The following is an 18406-nucleotide window of genomic DNA, read 5'->3' on the forward strand; positions in this document are numbered from 1 at the left end:
TGGTGAGTGCAGCGAGCCCCGCAGCGACCGAACCGACAAATCCGGATAAAGACCCGAGGCCAGTCACCTGAAGGGTCAGGAACGGCTGCTGCGGGGCTCGCCTACATCCTCACTGTCACCTGATCATCAGAGAGCCCGCAGACGACCGAGGCCCGGCCCCCCGCGGGGGAACCGGGCCTCGGTCGGCTGGGACTCAGTTGAAGGAGTCACCGCACGCGCAGGAACCCTGCGCGTTGGGGTTGTCGATCGTGAAGCCCTGCTTCTCGATGCTGTCGACGAAGTCGATGACCGCGCCACCGAGATACGGGCCGCTCATCCGGTCCACGATGACCTCGACGCCACCGAAGTCGTAGGTCTGGTCACCGTCGAGGAACCGCTCGTCGAAGAAGAGCTGGTACCGCAGGCCGGAGCAACCACCGGGCTGGACGGCGATGCGCAGCCGCAGGTCGTCCCGACCCTCCTGGTCCAGCAGAGCCTTGACCTTGGCGGCCGCGGGGTCGCTGAGCACGACGCCGGTGGCCGCGGTGTCCTGCACCGTCATATTCCTGTCCTCTCCCTCCGAGGTGTCCGCGCGCACGCGTTCCGTGACGGACCAACGCCGCCGGAACGGCCCCTCTTCCCGTGCGTCCACTGTACGGCTCCCCGCGCGAGGTCCGTGGCCTCGTTGCTCACACACGTAGACTTCCTGGCCGTGAAGCTCCGCCTGCCCGGCCGCCGTGACCCCGCCGAGACGACCACCGCCTCCAGCGAGGACGGCGAGCCGACCGCGCAGCTGGTCAAGTCCGGCGGCAAGGGCCGGCCGACGCCGCGGCGGAACGAGGCGCAGGGCCGGCGCCAGGGCCCTCCCCCGCCGCCGCCGACCACGCGCAAGGAGGCCTACAAGCGCATGCGCGAGCAGCAGGCGCTGCGCCGCGCGGAAGCGCGTCAGGGCATCTCCCGCGGTGATGCGGACTACCTTCCCGCCCGCGACCGCGGGCCGGAGCGCAAGCTCGTGCGCGACCTCGTCGACAGCCGCCGCAACGTCGGCAGCTTCTTCCTCGCCATCGCCGCCCTGGCCCTGATCGGCACGTTCGTGCCCAGCATGGCGGTGAAGAGCTACACGAGCTTCCTGCTCCTCGGCTTCTTCCTGCTGCTGATCATGGATTCGGTGGTGCTTGGGCGGAAGATCAAGAGCACCGTCCGCGCGCGGTTCCCCGACGGGAAGCACAAGATGAAGGGCCTGGTCTGGTACGGCATCAGCCGCTCGACCATGATCCGCCGGTGGCGCTTCCCGAAGCCGGAGATCCCGCTGGGCGCCGACGTCTGACCCGGGGCGCCGGCAGCGATGGCGGGAGCGGCCCGTGCGCATCACCCTGCTCGGCACCGGCGCCGCCGACGGCTGGCCGAACCCCTGGTGCACCTGCGGCTCCTGCACCGAGTCACGCAGCCGGGGTGAGCTCCGCCGGCCGACGTCGGCACTCGTCGACGGCACGCTGCTGCTCGACCTCGCCCCGGCCCCGCCCCCGGACGGCATCTCCCTCGCCGGCGTGCGCACCGTCCTGGTCACCCACGACCACGCCGACCACTGCGCACCGCTCACGCTGCTCGCCCGGCAGTGGGTGCGCCGCGCCGAGCCGCTCACGGTCATCGGCCCCTCCCCCGTCCTGACGACGCTGCGCCCCTGGCTCGGCCCGGACGACCCGGTCGAGCTGGTCGCGGTGGAACCGGGCAGCACGCTGCACCGCGCGGGCTACCGGATCCGGGCGCTGGCCGCCGAGCACGAGGTGCCGACGGTGCTCTACGACGTCACCGGGCTCGACGGCGCCCGGCTCCTCTACGCCACCGACACCGGGCCGCTGCCCGCCGGCACCGTCGAGGCGACCCGCGGCGCCGCGTACGACGTCGTGCTCCTGGAGGAGACGTTCGGCGATGTCCTGGACCACGGCACCGGCCACCTGGACCTGCGAACGTTCCCCGACCAGCTGGCGCGGCTGCGCGCCGCCGGGGGCGTCACCGGGGACACCGACGTCGTCGCCGTCCACCTGGGGCACCACAACCCGCCGGCCGCGGTGCTGGCCGAGCGCCTGGCCGGGCTCGGTGCGCGGCTGGTCGCCGACGGCGCCACCGTGGAGGCCCGGGCCGGGCGGGCGGCGCTCCGCACGGGCGCCTAACGTCGCCCTCCGTGGAATTCAGACGCCTCGGCCGCTCCGGCCTGACCATCTCCGAGATCGCGTACGGCAACTGGCTGACCCACGGCGGCCAGGTGGAGGAGGACGCCGCGCACGCCTGCGTCCGCGCCGCCCTGGACGCCGGCATCACCACGTTCGACACCGCCGACGTCTACGCCGGCACCCGCGCCGAGACCGTGCTCGGCGCCGCGCTCGCGGGTCACCGCCGCGAGTCGATCGAGCTGTTCACGAAGGTCTACTGGCCCACCGGACCGGGCCGGAACGATCGCGGACTGGGCCGCAAGCACGTCATCGAGAGCTGCCACGCCTCGCTGCGCCGGCTGCAGACCGACTACGTCGACCTCTACCAGGCCCACCGCTACGACCCCACCGTGCCGCTCGAGGAGACGATGACCGCCTTCGCGGACCTCGTCCGGGCGGGCAAGGCCCTCTACATCGGCGTCTCGGAGTGGAACGCCGAGCAGATCGCGTCCGGCGCCGCGCTGGCCCGCGAGCTCGGAATCCAGCTGATCAGCAACCAGCCGCAGTACTCGATGCTGTGGCGGGTCATCGAGGCCGAGGTCGTGCCCACGTCGGAGAAGGAAGGGCTGTCCCAGATCGTCTGGTCGCCGCTGGCCCAGGGCATCCTGACCGGCAAGTACCGGCCGGGCGAGCAGCCGCCGGCCGACAGCCGGGCCGGCCACCCCGAGGCCGGCCGGTCGATGCAGGGCTTCATGACCGACGACATCCTCGCCCGGGTGCAGCAGCTGCGGCCGATCGCCGGCGACCTCGGCCTCTCGATGGCGCAGCTCGCGGTGGCCTGGGTGCTGCAGAACGGCAACGTCGCCGCGGCGATCATCGGTGCGACCCGCCCCGAGCAGGTGCACGACAACGTCGCCGCCGCCGGCGTCCGCCTGGACGACGACGTGCTCACGCGGATCGACACGATCCTCGGGGACGTCGTCGAGCGCGATCCCTCGAAGACCGCCCGCGGGTGAGCGTCCCGCCACCTGACCCTCGACCTCGAGTAGAGGGTCAGGTGGCGGCGAGCCCCATGGGCCCGTAGGCCTTCTGGTCGCCGTCGAACAGGGTCACCGTGGCGACGCCGCGGTCGAGCAGCTCCCGCCAGTTCTCGCCCAGCCACGACTCCGCGTCGCCCTGGTTGTCGTGCGCCGGCACCTCCACCCCCACCGCCGCGGGGTCGAGGGTCGATCCGGACGGGTCCTCGAGACGCCAGTGCCAGCTCATGCAGGCAGGTTAGCGGCGGGGTGCACAGCGGGCGCACCGTTCCCCGGCTGTGATCACGGCACCGGTTACGGCCCGGCCGCAGGGGGCATGGACCTCCATCGACGCCGTCCACCCGGAGGACCGATGAGCACACCCCGTCCCGACACCACGGCGGGCGCGACCCGCGCAGCCGTGGGCGCCGAGCCCGAGAACGCATCCACCGGCGAGCTGATCAGCCGGCTCACCGAGCAGCTGAGCACCCTCGTCCGCGACGAGGCCCGGCTCGCCCAGGCCGAGATGACCCAGAAGGCCAAGAAGCTCGGCCTCGGCGCCGGCCTCTTCGGGGCCGCCGGCCTGGTCGCCTTCTTCGGCCTTGCCGCCCTGATCACCACCGCCATCCTCGCCCTGGCGCTGGTGCTGCCCGCCTGGCTCTCCGCGCTGATCGTCACCGTGGTCCTCTTCGCCATCGCGGGCGTCCTCGCCCTCGTCGGGAAGAAGGACGTCCAGCAGGGGGCACCGCCGGTGCCGACCGAGGCCATGGCCGGTGTCAAGACCGACATCGCCACCGTGAAGGAGAGTGCGCGCCGGTGACCACGCCCAAGGACGACGGCCAGGCCTCGAGCGGTCCGACCGACCCCGACGCCATCCGCGCCGAGATCGAGGAGACCCGCGACCAGCTCGGGCGCACCGTCGACGAGCTGAGCCAGCGGCTCGACGTCCCCGCCCGGGCGAAGGAGGGCGCCGCCCGCGCCAAGGACACCGCCGTGGAGACCTACCGCGAGAGCCCACCGGCGTTCGCGGGTGCCGGCGCGGCGCTGGCCGGCCTGGTGGGGCTGGTGCTGTGGCGCCGGCGGCGGGCCCGGCGTCGGGCCAGCACCGAGGAGCTCATCGTCGGGGCGCGCGTGGGCCGCAAGCGCGAGGCCAAGCGGGCGCGCAAGGAGCTGGCCGCCCGGCGGAAGGCCACCCAGAAGGCCGTCAAGGACGTGCGGAAGTCCACCGAGCGGGCCGAGAAGAAGGCCCGGCGCAGCAGGAGGAGGAAGCGTTGAGCAAGGGAGCCAAGCTCGCCTACCGGCCGATCGGCCTGACGGCGGGCATCCTGGCCGGTGCCGTGTCGGGGGCGGTCTTCAAGCAGGTGTGGAAGCGCATCAGCGGCGAGGACGACGCACCTGACGCGCTCCAGACCGAGTACCCGATGTGGGAGATCATGGTCTCCGCCGCACTCCAGGGCGCCATCTTCGCGGCCACGAAGGCAGCCATCGACCGCCTGGGCGCGCAGGGCTTCACCAAGCTCACCGGGGCCTGGCCGGGCGACTGACGCCCGTCCGGTGGCCGGGACGCCGGTCCCGGCCACCGGCACCCCCCGATCCTCAGACGACGGCCCAGCACCAGGGAGACCCCGTGACCGGCACCCGCCCCCGCGAGAGCGCCGCCGACCGCATCCGGCAGCGCGTCGAGGAGAAGGCTGCGCGCCGAGCGGCAGCGGCCCGGGCGGCGGCCGAGGGCGGGCCGGCGCGCGACCCCCACCGGCTCCCCCCGGACGCTCCCGCCCCGGAGCAGCTGCCGGGGATCGGCGCAGGTTCCCCCACGCAGATCCCGGCGCGCGGCTGGAAGCAGGTGCTCAAGCGCGCGTGGGCGGAGAACAACGCCGATAACATGCCGATCATCGCCGGTGGGGTGGCGTTCTTCGGCTTCCTGGCGATCTTCCCGGCGCTGCTGGCGCTGATCTCCATCTACGGCCTCATCGCCTCCCCCGACGAGGCCGCCGCCCAGGTCGAGGAGTTCACCACCGGTCTGCCCGAGACCGCGCAGGCGCTGATCCGCGACCAGGTCACCGCCATCACCGAGAACGCCGGAGGGGCCCTCACCCTCAGCCTGGTGCTCTCGATCCTCGCGGCGCTGTGGAGCGCTTCGGGCGGGGTGAACAACCTGGTCAAAGCGGTGAACATCGCCTACGACGAGGTCGAGACGCGCAACTTCGTCAAGCTCCGGGCGCTCTCCCTGGCCCTGACGCTCGGCGCCATCGTCTTCATCGTCCTGACCATCGGCCTGGTCGCCGTGCTGCCGATCGTCATCGACCTGCTGCCGCTGGGCTCGGTCGGCACCGTGCTCGCCGAGATCGGCCGCTGGGTCGCGCTGCTCGCCGTCGTCGCGGGCTCGCTGGCGGTGCTCTACCGCGTGGCCCCCGACCGGGATGCGCCGAGGATCCGCTGGGTCAGCCTCGGCTCGATCGTCGTCACCGTCGTCTGGGCGCTGGTCAGCCTCGGGTTCACCGTCTACGTGAACAACTTCGGCAGCTACGACAAGACCTACGGCGCGATCGCCGGCGTCATCGTGCTGATGCTGTGGCTGTACCTCACCTGCTACCTGGTCCTCCTCGGGGCGGAGATCAACTCCGAGGCCGAGCACCAGACCGGCCACGACACCACCGACGGCGACCCCCTGCCGATGGGCGAGCGCGACGCCGTGAAGGCGGACACGCTCCCGGCCAAGGCCGAGCCCGAGAAGGGCGACAGCGACCCGACCCGGAAGAACGCGCCCTGACCGGCTCCCCGGCGCGCTGCCTCAGCGCACGTGCGAGGGGACGAAGGGCGGCCGCACGACCTCGACGGGCTCGCGGCGGCCCCGGACGTCGAGCGTCAGCGGAGCACCCTCCTCCACGCCGGCGGCGACGTCGAGCAGCGCCAGGCCGATGCCGGTCCGCAGCGTGGGCGAGAAGGTCCCGCTGGTCACCTCGCCCACCTGTGCGCCGTCGCCGTCCAGGACGGCCATGCCCGGCCGGGGGATGCCGCGGCCGGACGCCCGCAGCCCCCACAGCAGGCGCACCGGCCCGGCCTCCTTCTCCGCCAGGAGCGCCTCGCGCCCCCAGAACGCCGGCTTGCGCCAGCCGACCGCCCAGCCCGCCCGGGCCTGGACGGGGCTGATCTCCCGGGAGAGCTCGTGCCCGTGCAGCGGGTAGCCCATCTCGGTGCGCAGCGTGTCACGGGCGCCCAGCCCGCACGGCCGGATGCCCAGGTCCTGCCCGGCCTCCAGGACGGCGTCCCACATCTCGCCGGCCCGGTCGGCGCCCACCAGCAGCTCGTAGCCGTGCTCGCCGGTGTAGCCGGTGCGGCACACCGTCACCTCGGCGCCGGCTCCCCCGGTCCCCGTCACGAACGACATGTAGCCGATCTCGCCGGGCACCCCCAGCAGCTCCAGGACCTGCAGCGACCGCGGCCCCTGCACGGCGAGGACGGCGACCTCGGTGTGCCGGTCGGCCACCTCGACTCCGGGCGGGGCCGCGTCGGCCAGCCGCGCCAGCACCTCGGCGGCGTTCGCGGCGTTGGGCACCAGCAGGACGTCGTCGGGCCCGTGCAGGTAGACGATCAGGTCGTCGACCACACCCCCGGCACCGGCCTCCCCGTCGGGCAGGCAGCACATCGTGTACTGCGCCTGCCCCGGCCCGATGCGGGAGAGGTCGTTGGTGAGGCAGGAGTCGACGAAGGCGGCTGCCCCGGCGCCCCGGACCGTCCCGGTGCCCAGGTGGGAGACGTCGAACAGGCCCACTCCGTCGCGCACCGCGGCGTGCTCGGCCAGCACGCCACCACCGGCGTACTCGATCGGCATGGACCAGCCGCTGAAGTCGGCGAGCTTGGCCCCGGCCCCGAGGTGCCGGTCGTGGAGGGGCGAGGTGCGCGAGGTCACGCGGCCACGCTAACGGGTCCCGCACCAGGTGGAAGAACCTGCTGGACCGGCCCGCCCGGAGCCCTGCCCCGGCGTGGCGACATCCTGGAACGACCCCGCTGCGGGAGCCCGGCGCGAGCCCGGTGACGTGCTGGAACGGCCCCGTCGCAGGGACCCGCCGCGAGCCTGCGAGCGGTGGGGGGTGACGGGGTCCTTCTAGGATCGTCCGGTGCCGCCGACGATCTCCGCCACCGACCACCCGCTCGAGAAGCTGACCGGCGACGCCGTCGTCGTCGCCGTCGGCAAGGGGCCTGACGGCCCCCTCCCCACCCCCGGCGCGGAGGCCCTCGACCGTCTCCTCGGCGGCCGGCTCCTCCCCGCGCTGACCGACCTCGGCGCCCGCGGGGCCGAGGACGAGGTGACCCGCCTGCCGTCCTTCGGCCAGGGCCCCTTCCCGGTCGTCGCCGTCGTGGGGCTGGGCGTCCCGGAGCCGTCCGGCGGGTACCGCCCCGAGAGCCTGCGGCGCGCCGCGGGGGCCGCCAGCCGCGCGCTCCGCGGCCGCCGCTCCGTGGTCAGCCTGCTCGCCGCCGTGGGCGGCACGCCCGACGCCGAACGGCTGCACGCCGTCGGCGAGGGGTCGCTCCTGGGCGCCTACGAGTTCACGGCCTACAAGTCCCACCTGCCCGCCGACCGCCCGGCCCCCCCGAGCGAGTTCACGATCGTCGTGCCCGGTGCGGGTGCGGCCGAGACGGCCCTGCGCCGGGTGCGGGCGGTCGCCGACGCCGTCGCCCTGGTGCGCGACCTCGTCAACACCCCGCCGAACGACCTCCACCCCGCCGAGTTCGCCGCCCGCGGTGCGGCCGCCGGCGAGAAGCTCGGCCTGACCGCGGAGATCCTCGACGAGGACGCGCTCGCGGCCGGTGGCTACGGCGGCATCCTCGCGGTCGGCGGCGGCTCCACCCGCAAGCCGCGGCTGCTGCGCCTCAGCTACGCCGGCACGGGCGCGCGCAAGAAGGTCGCGCTGGTCGGCAAGGGCATCACCTTCGACAGCGGCGGCATCTCGATCAAGCCCGCCGCGAAGATGGAGGACATGAAGAGCGACATGGCCGGCGCCGCGGCCGTGATCGCCACCGTGTGCCTCGTGGCCCAGCTCGGGCTGCCGGTCGAGGTCGTCGCGACCGTGCCGATGGCCGAGAACCTCCCCAGCGGCACCGCCTACCGGCCGGCCGACGTGGTCACCTTCCGCAACGGCAAGAAGGCGGAGATCACCAACACCGACGCCGAGGGGCGCGTCGTGCTCGCCGACGCCATCGCCCGCGCGGCCGAGGACTCCCCCGACGTGCTGCTGGAGACCTCCACGCTCACCGGCGCCCAGATGGTCGCGCTCGGCGCTCGCACCGCGGGTGTGATGGGCAGCGACGACCTGCGCGACGCCGTGATCGCCGCCGCCGGGCGCAGCGGCGAGCTCATGTGGCCGATGCCGCTGCCCCCCGAGCTGCGCAAGGGGATCGACTCGACGGTCGCGGACTTCGTGAACGCCAACACCGACCGGATGGGCGGGATGCTCGTCGGCGGCCACTTCCTCGCCGAGTTCGTGCCGGCCGGGCTGCCGTGGGCGCACATCGACATCGCCGGGCCGAGCTACAACACCTCGGCGCCGTGGGGCTACACGCCCAAGGGCGGCACCGGCGTCCCCGTGCGCACCCTGCTGGCGACCATCGAGGCCCTCATCGCCGACTAGGTGACCGGACGCCGCCCTGTCGAGCCGAGTGGGCCCCGGAGGGGTCCGCGCAGGCTCGACGGAGCGGCTCCGCTCATCGGGGGGACGGCTCGTGACCGCGGTGCGATCCGGAGGATCGCCATGTCACAGCCGGTTCTGCTTCTGGCGGGCGCTCCAGTCGCGCATCCGCTGGGGGTAGCCGGTCACCTGGGCGTCGTACACCGGGATCGCCAGCTCCTTCGACAGCCGGCGGGCGACGTCGGGGCCGTCGATGCGCCGGCGGGTCCACTCGCCGTCGGCCGCCACCAGCACGATGGTCGCCTCGGTGACCGCCGTGCGGGGCTCCACGAAGCCCTCGACGCCCCGGCGGCTGGCCACGAACTCCTCCAGGTGCTTCAGGTCCCCGCGCTGCGACGCGCGGTCGAGGGTGGGCCGGCCGGCGCGCCCCGAGGGCCCGCGGCGGGCGCGCCACCGTCCGAACAGCCCCATCCACCCTCTCCGTCCTGCCGGGTCGCCTGATCACCACGACGCTCGCGAGAGCAACGGTGGTCCGGGCCAGGTCGTTCCCGGAGTGGCAGGATGGGCAGCAGCCCCCGCCCGCTCGAGCGGGGACGCCGCCCGTCGCATTCGAGGAGCACCCGTGAGCGCACCCACCTCCCCCGCCGACCTGGTCATCCTCGGCGGTGGCTCGGGCGGATATGCCGCGGCGTTCCGCGCCTCCGAGCTGGGCCTGAACGTGGTCCTGATCGAGAAGGACAAGGTCGGGGGCACCTGCCTGCACCGCGGCTGCATCCCCACCAAGGCGCTGCTGCACGCCGGCGAGGTCGCCGACCTGGCCCGCGAGGGCGAGCAGTTCGGCGTCAAGACGTCGCTGGCCGGCATCGACATGGACGGCGTCAACAACTACAAGAACGGCGTCATCTCCAAGCTCTACAAGGGGCTGCAGGGCCTGGTGAAGGCCCGCAAGATCACCTACGTGGAGGGCGAGGGCCGGCTCACGTCCCCGACGACCGTCGAGGTCGACGGCCAGACCTACGAGGGCAAGCACGTGCTGCTGGCCACCGGCTCCTACCCCCGGTCGCTGCCGGGCCTGGAGATCGACGGCACGAAGGTCATCACCAGCGACCACGCGCTCGACCTCGACCGGGTACCCAGCTCCGCGATCATCCTGGGCGGCGGCGTCATCGGCTGCGAGTTCGCCAGCGCGTGGAAGTCCTTCGGCGTCGACGTCACGATCGTCGAGGCGCTGCCGCACCTGGTGCCGCTGGAGGACGAGGCTGCCTCGAAGCTGCTGGAGCGCGCCTTCCGCCGCCGGAAGATCGGCTTCGAGCTGGGCAGCCGCTTCTCCGGCGTGCAGAGCACCGAGAACGGCGTCAAGGTCTCCCTGGAGAACGGCAAGGAGATCGAGGCCGAACTGCTCCTCGTCGCCGTCGGTCGCGGGCCGGTCAGCGCCGGGCTCGGCTACGAGGAGGTGGGGGTCGCCATGGAGCGCGGCTACGTCCTCGTCGACGAGTACATGCGGACCAACATCCCCACGATCTCCGCCGTGGGGGACCTGGTGCCCACCCTGCAGCTGGCCCACGTCGGTTTCGGCGAGGGCATCCTCGTCGCGGAGCGCGTCGCCGGCCTCGAGCCCGCGCCGATCGACTACGCCGGCGTCCCCCGCATCACCTACTCCGACCCCGAGGTCGCGTCGGTCGGGCTCACCGAGGAGCAGGCCAAGGAGCGCTACGGCGAGGTGAAGACCCTCACCTACGACCTGGCGGGCAACGGCCGCAGCCAGATCCTGAAGACGACGGGCGCGGTGAAGCTGGTGCAGGCGCCCGACGGGCCGGTCGTGGGCATCCACATGGTGGGCAGCCGCGTCGGTGAGCTCATCGCCGAGGCCCAGCTGATCTACAACTGGGAGGCCGAGGCCGACGACGTCGCCAGCCTCATCCACCCGCACCCGACGCAGAGCGAGGCCCTCGGCGAGGCGCACCTCGCGCTCGCCGGCAAGCCCCTGCACCTGCACGGCTGATACCGCTCTACCCCCACCCACCCAGCGCCAGAAGGAGCACTGCCCCGATGCCGACGTCCGTCACCATGCCCGCCCTGGGCGAGAGCGTCACCGAGGGCACGGTCACCCGCTGGCTCAAGCAGGAGGGTGACCAGGTCGAGGCCGACGAGCCCCTCCTCGAGGTGTCGACCGACAAGGTCGACACCGAGATCCCCTCCCCGGCCGCCGGTGTGCTCACCAAGATCCTCGTGGCCGAGGACGAGACGGTCGACGTCGGCGCGGAGCTCGCGGTGATCGGCGGTGGCGACGGCGACGAGGGCGCCGGCAGCCCCCCGGCCTCCGCGGAGGACGCCGACACCACGCCGCAGACCCCCGACGAGCAGGTCGACGACGCCGGCGGCGAGCCGGAGCAGCCCGCCGCCGAGCCCGAGCCGCAGCCGGCGCAGGCCACGGAGTCCGGCGACGGGGGCAGCTCCGGCGGCGGCGAGGGCACGCCGGTCACCATGCCGGCGCTCGGCGAGAGCGTCACCGAGGGCACCGTCACCCGCTGGCTGAAGGCCGTCGGCGACGAGGTCACCGCCGACGAACCCCTCCTCGAGGTCTCCACCGACAAGGTCGACACCGAGATCCCGGCGCCGGTCGGCGGCACGCTGCTGGAGATCACGGTGAACGAGGACGAGACCGTCGACGTCGGCGCGCAGCTCGCGGTGATCGGCACCGGCGCAGCGGGTGGCGGCGCCGCCCCGCAGCAGGAAGCCCCGCAGCAGGAAGCCCCGGAGCAGGAGGCGCCGAAGCAGGAAGCGCCGAAGCAGGAGGCGCCGGCCCAGCCCGAGGCCCAGGCGGCCCCGAAGGCCAAGCAGGCCGATGCGGCCAGCGAGCAGCCCGGTGGCGACTACGGCGCGAGCGGGGCCCAGCCCTCGGACTCCCCCACCTCCGCCCCGGCGCCCCAGGTGGCCCCGCAGGCCCCGCCGGCGCAGTCCTCGTCGGGCGACGGCGGTGGCGGGCAGTACGTGACCCCGCTGGTGCGCCGTCTGGCCGCCGAGCACGGCGTGGACCTGAACTCGGTCTCCGGCACAGGGGTCGGCGGGCGGATCCGCAAGCAGGACGTGCTCGCCGCGGCCGAGCAGTCCTCGCGCCCGGCCCAGCCCGCTGCCGCTCCGGCGAGCACGAGTGCCGCACGCACCCCGTCGCCGGCCGCGACCCCGGACAGCTCCGTCCGCGGCCGCACCGAGAGGCTGTCCCGCCTGCGCGGCGTGATCGCCCGCCGCATGGTCGAGTCGCTGCAGGTCAGCGCGCAGCTGACCACGGTGGTCGAGGCCGACGTCACCCGCATCGCGCAGCTGCGGCAGCAGGCGAAGAAGGACTTCGAGGCCCGCGAGGGCGTCAGGCTCTCCTTCCTGCCGTTCTTCGCCAAGGCGGCGGTCGAGGCGCTCAAGCAGCACCCGTCGGTGAACTCCTCGATCGACCTCGAGGCCGGCACGGTGACCTACCACGACAGCGAGAACCTCGGCGTCGCCGTCGACACCGAGCGCGGCCTGCTCGTGCCGGTGATCCACGAGGCCGGTGACCTGAGCCTCGGCGGGATCGCGCGCAAGATCAGCGACCTGGCCGAGCGCACCCGCACCAACAAGGTCACGCCGGACGAGCTCGGCGGCGGGACGTTCACGCTGACCAACACCGGCAGCCGCGGCGCCCTGTTCGACACTCCGATCATCAACCAGCCGCAGGTGGCCATCCTCGGCACGGGCTCGGTCGTGAAGCGGCCGGTCGTGGTGCAGGACGCCGAGCTGGGCGAGGTCATCGCGGTCCGGTCGATAGTCTACCTGGCGCTCACCTACGACCACCGGATCGTCGACGGTGCCGACGCCGCCCGCTTCCTCACCACGGTGCGCGAGCGCCTGGAGGCCGGCCAGTTCCACGGCGAGCTCGGCCTCGCCTGAGACACCAGCGCTCGGGGCCCCGGTGACCACCGGGGCCCCGAGCTCTCTCTGCCGTCAGCACCCGTGCCCGTTGGGGAGCGCCGCATGAAGGTCGCCGTGTCCGGTGCGTCCGGGATGATCGGCAGCGCCCTGCTGCCCGCGCTGCGCGCCGACGGCCACGAGGTCCTCCAACTGGTGCGCCGCACCCCGCGGACGGCCGACGAGCACCGCTGGGACCCGCAGCACCGGCGCATCGACCCGGCGCTGCTCCGGGACGTCGACGCGGTCGTCAACCTCTCCGGCGTCGGCGTGGGTGACCGGCGCTGGAGCGAGCGGCACAAGCAGGCGGTGCTCACCAGCCGGGTGGACAGCACGGCGACGCTGAGCGAGGCGCTGGCCGAGGCCGCCACGGCCGACCCGGACCGACCCCGGGTGCTGCTGAACGGGTCGGCGGTCGGCTGGTACGGCGACACCGGCGACCGCATCGTCGACGAGTCCGAGCCTGCCGGGGACGACTTCCTCGCCCGCGTCTGCGCGGCGTGGGAGGGCGCGACCGCGCCGGCCGCCGACGCGGGGGTGCGGGTGACCAGCCTCCGCACCGGCCTGGTGCTCGGCCGCGGTGGCCTGCTCGCGCGGATGCTGCCGATCGTCCGCGCCGGGCTGGGTGGGCGGCTGGGGTCCGGCCGGCAGTACATCCCCTGGATCAGCCAGGAGGACGAGGTCGGCGCGATCCGGTTCCTGCTCACCCACCCGGTGCCCGGTCCGGTGAACCTGTGCGGGCCCGAGCCCGTCACGAACGCGGAGTTCACGGCGGCGCTGGGCCGCGTCCTCCACCGGCCGACCAAGCTGCCCGTGCCCCGGCCGGCGCTGTGGGTGGTGCTCGGTGAGTTCGCCCAGGTCGGCGTCCTGGCCGGGCAGCGGGCGGTGCCGGCGAAGCTGAGGGAGGCCGGGTTCCGGTTCACGCACAAGGACGTCGAGTCCGCGGTGCGCGCGGCGGTCGCCCGGGACTGACGCCGCCCGGTCAGGCCACCCGTTCCGCGCGGTCGATCCGCCAGCCCTGCGGGGTCCGGGCCAGCACCATGCGCACCTGGGCCTCGGGTCGGCCCGGGACCGTGCGGACCGCCGGCCCGCCCGGGTCCTCGGCGGGCAGCACGCGGTAGCCGGGCCAGCGGTCGGTGAGCAGCAGCTCGGCGCGGTCGGCCGATGCCTCGACGACGGTGACGTCGACCACCACCGGGGCGAAGCCGTCCAGCACCTCGCCGGCCTCGGCCAGGGCGCGCGCGTGCGCCTCGTCGGCCGCCAGGAGCGGGCTGCCGGGCAGGTGCACCGTGCGCAGCCGATCCGGTGACCCGCTGAGCCCCTCGGCGCGCCGGCCGTAGAGGTCGGCGACCAGCGCACGCCACCCGTCCGGGCTGGTGGGCGTTCCGGCCGCGTCGGCTGCTGGTTCCGCGGCCCGGGTCGGGGGGCCGGGGGCCGGGGCCGGGCTCCCGCTCGGGGTCGGGCTCCCGCTCGGGGTCGGGCTGCCGTGCGCCGCCTCGCTCGCGGCGACGGCCACGCCCGGGGCGTCGGTCCCGCCACCCCAGCGGGTACCCAGCCAGGCGGTGACGGCGAGCGCCGCGATCACCAGGGCGGTGACGAGCAGCCCGCGGGCCGGCGGGGCCGAGCCGCTGACCGCACGGGCGGACCACCGCCGCCGCCCCGGCGGCGCCTCGGCCCCCGGCCCGGGCCGGGGGCGGCGCCCCGGTACGACGTGGGTGAGCACCGCACGGTCATCGGGGCGGCCGTGGCCGCCGGCGGGCGGCGCCGCACCCAGCACCACGGGCTCCGCCCGGCAGGCGTGCCGCAGATCGAGCGCGAACTCCGCCGCCGTGCCGCGCGCGTGCGGGTCGGTCGCGAGGCCCCGGGAGATGACCTCGACCAGCCGCGGGGGCGCGCCGGGGGCGAGCTCCGCCAGCGCGGGCAGCTGCCCGGACGCCGCCACCGTCAGCGTGCCGGCGGGCGTCGCGGCGTTCCACGGCGCGATGCCGGTGAGCGCGTGGAAGGCCGCGGCGGCGACGCCGAACACGTCCGAGGCGGGGCCGGGGGCGCCACCCCGGGCGACGGCCGGGTCGACGTAGGCGGGCGTCACCTCCGCCGCCGCCGTCTCCCCCAGCACCCGGGCGACGCCCAGATCGGTGAGCACCGGACGCCCCTCGGCGGTGAACACGATGTTGCCCGGGGCGAGGTCGCCGTGGACGACGCCGTGGTCGTGCGCGTGCGCCAGGGCCGCGGCCACCGGCGCGATCGCCGTGACGACCTCCCCGGGGCGCAACCGGCCGCGGCGGGCCAGCAGCGCGGCGAGGCTGCCACCGGGCAGCAGTTCCAGCACGAGCGCGACTCGGGCGACCCCGCCCCGGCGCGGCTGGTGCACGACGTCGACCAGGCGGACCAGGTGCGGGTGGTCGAGCTGCCCCAGCAGGACCGCCTCGCGCGCCTGCCGTGCGGGATCCCCGGCCACGAGCACCTTCACCGCCACCGGGTCGCCGCCCTCCCTCGGGACCGCCTGCCACACCTCCCCCGAGGCGCCGCGGCCCAGGAGGGCCTGCAGGACGTAGCCCGGCACGGCCGGGGGCGGTGGGGTCCCCGGCGCGGCGGGCGGGACGGCGGTCGGCACGAGGCAGGACGCTAGGCGCACCCGGCTCCCCCGCGCTCCCGCCGTCCACAGGCACCGGCCGCGCGGGCGTCCGGTGCCCGTTACCGTCGGGCGGTGTCCACGTCGACCCGTGCCGAGGTCCTCGTCGTCGGAGCCGGCCTGGCCGGGCTCTCCGCCGCCGTCCGGGTGGCTGCGGCCGGCGTCGACGTGCACGTGCTGGAGGCCGGGGACCACGCCGGCGGCCGGCTGGCCACCGAGCGCATCGACGGCTTCGTCGTCGACCGCGGCTTCCAGGTGTTCAACACCGGCTACCCGCGGGCGGCCGACCTGGACCTCGCGGCCCTGGAGCTCGGGTGGTTCGACCGTGGGGCGGTGATCCGGGTGGAGGGACGCGCGCACCGGGTCGCCGATCCCCGCCGGCAGCCGACCGCCGCCGTCGGCACCGCGGCGGCGCCGCTGGGCTCGGTCCGCGAGAAGGCGGCCCTGGTCGCCTTCTCGCTCCGCGCCGGCTACGCCCCCGTCGGCCGGCTGCTCCGCGCTCCCGAGACGACGGCGGAGAAATCGCTGCGCGCCGCCGGCGTGGGCGAAGCGGCGTTGGAGCGCTTCCTCCGCCCCTTCCTCGCCGGGGTCCTCCTCGAGGAGGAGCTCGCCACCTCCAGCCGCTACGTGGACCTGCTGTGGCGCAGCTTCGTGCGGGGCTCGACCGGGCTGCCGGCCGCCGGGATGCAGGCGATCGGCGAGCAGCTGGCCGGGCGTCTGGACAGCGGGCGGGTGCACCTGCGCACCGCGGTGCGGTCGGTGTCCCCCGGGTCCGCGACCACCGACGAGGGCACCTGGTCGGCCGGCGCCGTCGTCGTCGCGACCGACCCCGCGACGGCGTCGCGGCTGCTGCCCGCCGTCGAGGCGGACGCGCCGCGGGAGGTGACCACCCACCTGCACGTCCTGCCCGCGTCGCCGTGGCCCTCACCGCTGATCGTCCTCGGCCAGCCGCGGGGCCGGCTGGTGAACAGCGCGGTCGTCTCCGACGCCCAGCCCCGGTACAGCCCCGACGGCCGGGCGCTGGTGGCCAGCTCCACGCTGGACCGCAGCCGCGAGGCCGACGTCCGCGACGAGATCGCGGCGGCGCACGGCGTCTCCCCCTCGGAGCTCGAGCACCTGACGACGGTCACCGTGCCGGACGCGCAGCCCGCCGCGCTCCCGCCCCTGCAGCTGCGCCGTCCCGTCGACCTCGGGGACGGGCTGTTCGTCTGCGGCGACCACCGGGACACGCCGTCCATCCAGGGCGCGATGGCCAGCGGCGCACGGGCGGCCCGCGCGGTGCTGCGCCGGTTGCGCCCCGGAGCCGGTGGGGCCGCCTGATGCCCGCGACCGCGCCGACGATCCTGGCCACGAGCATGGGCTTCGCCTCCCGTGGCGGCACGGGGGCGGCACCACCGACTCCTACGGCCCCGAGCTGCGGCCGGTCACGAACGGCCTCGGCCTCATCCCGACGTCCAACGGGGTGCACTACGACTCCGAGGAGCAGCGCCGCCCGCTGTACCACCGGCTGGTGGCCGAGGGCACGCTGCCCGGCGGCCACGCCACCGACGACGGGGCGGGCCTGGTCTACCGGGGCACCGCGCTGGTGGAGGCGGTGAGCGACCGCCCCGGCGCCGCCGCCTACCGCGTGGACCGCGGCCCGGACGGCACCGTCATCGAGACCCGGCTCGAACCGCGACGCCTCGCGTGACGCGGGCATAGGCTGGCGGCCGTGAGCGAGCTGCGGATCATCCGGGCGGGCACCGTTCCCTACGAGGAGGCCTGGGCGCAGCAGCGCGAGCTGCACGCCCGGCGGGTGGCCGGCGAGGCCCCCGACACGCTGCTGCTGCTCGAGCACCCGCCGGTCTACACCGCCGGCAAGCGCACCGAGCCCCACGAGCGCCCGTTCGACGGCACGCCCGTGATCGACGTCGACCGCGGCGGGAAGATCACCTGGCACGGCCCCGGCCAGCTGGTCGGCTACCCGATCGTCGCGCTTCCCGACCCGGTCGACGTGGTCGCCTACGTCCGCCGGCTGGAGGAGGCGCTGATCGAGGTCTGCGCCGGCTTCGGCCTGGCAGCCGGGCAGGTCGAGGGGCGCAGCGGTGTCTGGGTGCCCGCGGACGAGCCGGGTCAGGGGCACCGGCCGGAGCGGAAGGTGGCCGCGATCGGCATCCGCGTCGCCCGCGGCGTCACGATGCACGGCTTCGCGCTCAACTGCGATCCCGATCTGACCGCGTTCGCCAACATGGTCCCGTGCGGCATCCCCGACGCCGGCGTGACCTCGCTGTCGGCCGAACTGGGCCGGGACGTGACGGTGGCCGACGCGCTGCAGCCGGTCGAGGACGCGATGCGCGCCGTCCTCGCCGTCGGGAGCACCGCGGCGCGCTGGCCGTCCGTCACCGATCGCCCCGGAGTTGCCTCAGCGCTAAGGTAAATCTCCTCACCCCGAGGAGGACCCGCCATGCCCAGGATCGAGCCGTTGCCGCGCGAGTCGCTGCCGCAGTACGAGGACACCTTCCGTGCCGTGGAGGGCGCGCTGGGGGTCCTGCCCAACAGCACGCTGACCATGGCCCGGCGGCCCGAGATCATGGAGGCGTTCGCCCGCCTCAACGCGGTGGTCATGGCCGAGGGCACGGTCGGAGGCGTGCTCAAGCAGCTGGTGGCGACCGTCGTCTCCGGTGCCGCAGGCTGCGCGTACTGCCAGGCGCACACCTCGCACGTGGCGGAGCAGCGGGGCGCCGACGCGCGCAAGCTGGCCGCGGTCTGGGAGTTCGAGGACAGTCCGCTCTTCAGCGAGGCCGAACGGGCCGCCCTGCGCGTGGCCCGTGGCGCCGGGCTCACCCCCAACGCCGTGACCGACGACGAGATGGCCGACCTGCGCCGGCACTTCGACGACGACCAGATCGTCGAGATCGTCGCCGTCATCGCCAACTTCGGCTTCCTCAACCGGTGGAACGACACCATGGCCACGCAGCTGGAACGCTCGCCGCTGGCCTGGGCCACCGACCGACTGCAGGACGCGGGGTGGGAAGCCGGCAAGCACGCCGGCTCCTGAGGAGCCCGCCCCGGTGTGCGGGGCGC

The 18406-nt window shown here is 74.8% G+C and carries 20 protein-coding genes; 15 read left to right on the forward strand and 5 right to left on the reverse strand.

Annotation, left to right across the window (positions count from 1 at the left end; genetic code table 11):
- Positions 1-193: 193 nt before the first annotated feature.
- On the reverse strand, positions 194-541 hold the full coding sequence (locus QOZ88_RS20105; RefSeq protein WP_091931329.1) for a HesB/IscA family protein: 348 nt from the start codon (positions 539-541) through the stop codon (positions 194-196).
- Between the two features lie 150 nt (positions 542-691).
- On the opposite strand from QOZ88_RS20105, the gene QOZ88_RS20110 reads away from it, so the two are divergent.
- The 3 genes from QOZ88_RS20110 to QOZ88_RS20120 are packed head-to-tail and all read left to right on the forward strand — an operon-like array spanning position 692 to position 3145.
- Entirely contained in the window at positions 692-1306 is a 615-nt protein-coding gene (locus QOZ88_RS20110; RefSeq protein WP_306001482.1) for a DUF3043 domain-containing protein, read from the forward strand.
- A 34-nt stretch (positions 1307-1340) separates the two neighbouring features.
- A complete protein-coding gene (locus QOZ88_RS20115; RefSeq protein ID WP_306001483.1) occupies positions 1341-2150 on the forward strand; it encodes an MBL fold metallo-hydrolase in 810 nt (269 codons plus the stop codon).
- Positions 2151-2161: 11 nt separating this feature from the next.
- Positions 2162-3145, forward strand: coding sequence for an aldo/keto reductase family protein (locus QOZ88_RS20120; RefSeq protein WP_306001484.1), 984 nt, complete (start codon positions 2162-2164; stop codon positions 3143-3145).
- 37 nt (positions 3146-3182) lie between these two features.
- On the opposite strand, the gene QOZ88_RS20125 is transcribed toward QOZ88_RS20120, so the two are convergent.
- Positions 3183-3395 carry a hypothetical protein gene (locus QOZ88_RS20125; RefSeq protein ID WP_091931325.1) on the reverse strand — a complete coding sequence of 71 codons (213 nt, stop codon included), beginning with the start codon at positions 3393-3395 and terminating at the stop codon, positions 3183-3185.
- A gap of 123 nt (positions 3396-3518) precedes the next feature.
- Here QOZ88_RS20125 and QOZ88_RS20130 point away from each other — a divergent pair, with 123 nt between their 5' ends.
- From QOZ88_RS20130 to QOZ88_RS20145, 4 genes are all read left to right on the forward strand, one after another.
- On the forward strand, positions 3519-3965 hold the full coding sequence (locus tag QOZ88_RS20130) for a phage holin family protein (RefSeq protein WP_306001485.1): 447 nt from the start codon (positions 3519-3521) through the stop codon (positions 3963-3965).
- Positions 3962-4420, forward strand: coding sequence for a DUF3618 domain-containing protein (locus QOZ88_RS20135; protein WP_306001486.1), 459 nt, complete (start codon positions 3962-3964; stop codon positions 4418-4420). The genes QOZ88_RS20130 and QOZ88_RS20135 overlap by 4 nt, the downstream gene beginning before the upstream one ends.
- A complete protein-coding gene (locus QOZ88_RS20140; protein WP_091931322.1) occupies positions 4417-4689 on the forward strand; it encodes a DUF4235 domain-containing protein in 273 nt (90 codons plus the stop codon). Before QOZ88_RS20135 ends, QOZ88_RS20140 begins: the two co-directional genes overlap by 4 nt.
- A gap of 83 nt (positions 4690-4772) precedes the next feature.
- Complete coding sequence (locus QOZ88_RS20145) at positions 4773-5915, forward strand: YihY/virulence factor BrkB family protein (RefSeq protein WP_306001487.1); 1143 nt, start codon at positions 4773-4775, stop codon at positions 5913-5915.
- Between the two features lie 21 nt (positions 5916-5936).
- Here the strand turns inward: QOZ88_RS20145 and gcvT are convergent, their stop codons facing one another.
- Positions 5937-7055: a glycine cleavage system aminomethyltransferase GcvT gene (gcvT, locus tag QOZ88_RS20150; RefSeq protein ID WP_306001488.1), complete on the reverse strand. Its 1119-nt coding sequence runs from the start codon at positions 7053-7055 to the stop codon at positions 5937-5939.
- A gap of 208 nt (positions 7056-7263) precedes the next feature.
- Between gcvT and QOZ88_RS20155 the strand changes: the two genes are divergently transcribed.
- Positions 7264-8775: a leucyl aminopeptidase gene (locus tag QOZ88_RS20155; RefSeq protein WP_306001489.1), complete on the forward strand. Its 1512-nt coding sequence runs from the start codon at positions 7264-7266 to the stop codon at positions 8773-8775.
- A 123-nt stretch (positions 8776-8898) separates the two neighbouring features.
- Here the strand turns inward: QOZ88_RS20155 and QOZ88_RS20160 are convergent, their stop codons facing one another.
- Positions 8899-9243 carry an oxidoreductase gene (locus tag QOZ88_RS20160; protein ID WP_306001490.1) on the reverse strand — a complete coding sequence of 115 codons (345 nt, stop codon included), beginning with the start codon at positions 9241-9243 and terminating at the stop codon, positions 8899-8901.
- Positions 9244-9394: 151 nt separating this feature from the next.
- Here QOZ88_RS20160 and lpdA point away from each other — a divergent pair, with 151 nt between their 5' ends.
- The 3 genes from lpdA (at position 9395) to QOZ88_RS20175 (ending at position 13683) form a co-directional block, all read left to right on the forward strand.
- Positions 9395-10774, forward strand: a complete 1380-nt coding sequence (lpdA, locus tag QOZ88_RS20165) for a dihydrolipoyl dehydrogenase (protein WP_306001491.1) — start codon at positions 9395-9397, stop codon at positions 10772-10774.
- A 47-nt stretch (positions 10775-10821) separates the two neighbouring features.
- Positions 10822-12693 carry a 2-oxoglutarate dehydrogenase, E2 component, dihydrolipoamide succinyltransferase gene (gene sucB, locus QOZ88_RS20170; RefSeq protein WP_306001492.1) on the forward strand — a complete coding sequence of 624 codons (1872 nt, stop codon included), beginning with the start codon at positions 10822-10824 and terminating at the stop codon, positions 12691-12693.
- Positions 12694-12777: 84 nt separating this feature from the next.
- On the forward strand, positions 12778-13683 hold the full coding sequence (locus QOZ88_RS20175; protein ID WP_306001493.1) for a TIGR01777 family oxidoreductase: 906 nt from the start codon (positions 12778-12780) through the stop codon (positions 13681-13683).
- Between the two features lie 10 nt (positions 13684-13693).
- Here QOZ88_RS20175 and QOZ88_RS20180 read toward each other — a convergent pair whose 3' ends face one another.
- The gene (locus QOZ88_RS20180) at positions 13694-15325 is read right to left on the reverse strand and encodes a serine/threonine-protein kinase (protein ID WP_306001494.1); all 1632 of its coding nucleotides are present in this window, start codon (positions 15323-15325) and stop codon (positions 13694-13696) included.
- 93 nt (positions 15326-15418) lie between these two features.
- Between QOZ88_RS20180 and QOZ88_RS20185 the strand changes: the two genes are divergently transcribed.
- From QOZ88_RS20185 to QOZ88_RS20200, 4 genes are read left to right on the forward strand one after another with little or no spacing between them, the layout of a single operon-like run.
- Positions 15419-16663, forward strand: coding sequence for an FAD-dependent oxidoreductase (locus QOZ88_RS20185; protein WP_306001495.1), 1245 nt, complete (start codon positions 15419-15421; stop codon positions 16661-16663).
- Positions 16650-17033, forward strand: a complete 384-nt coding sequence (locus QOZ88_RS20190; protein ID WP_306001496.1) for a hypothetical protein — start codon at positions 16650-16652, stop codon at positions 17031-17033. The genes QOZ88_RS20185 and QOZ88_RS20190 overlap by 14 nt, the downstream gene beginning before the upstream one ends.
- A 21-nt stretch (positions 17034-17054) precedes the next feature.
- Positions 17055-17759 carry a lipoyl(octanoyl) transferase LipB gene (gene lipB, locus QOZ88_RS20195; RefSeq protein ID WP_306001497.1) on the forward strand — a complete coding sequence of 235 codons (705 nt, stop codon included), beginning with the start codon at positions 17055-17057 and terminating at the stop codon, positions 17757-17759.
- A gap of 27 nt (positions 17760-17786) precedes the next feature.
- Positions 17787-18380, forward strand: a complete 594-nt coding sequence (locus QOZ88_RS20200) for a carboxymuconolactone decarboxylase family protein (protein WP_306001498.1) — start codon at positions 17787-17789, stop codon at positions 18378-18380.
- Positions 18381-18406 lie beyond the last annotated feature (26 nt).

The sequence above is a fragment of the Blastococcus carthaginiensis genome (genome assembly GCF_030731085.1).
Taxonomy (GTDB): domain Bacteria; phylum Actinomycetota; class Actinomycetes; order Mycobacteriales; family Geodermatophilaceae; genus Blastococcus; species Blastococcus carthaginiensis.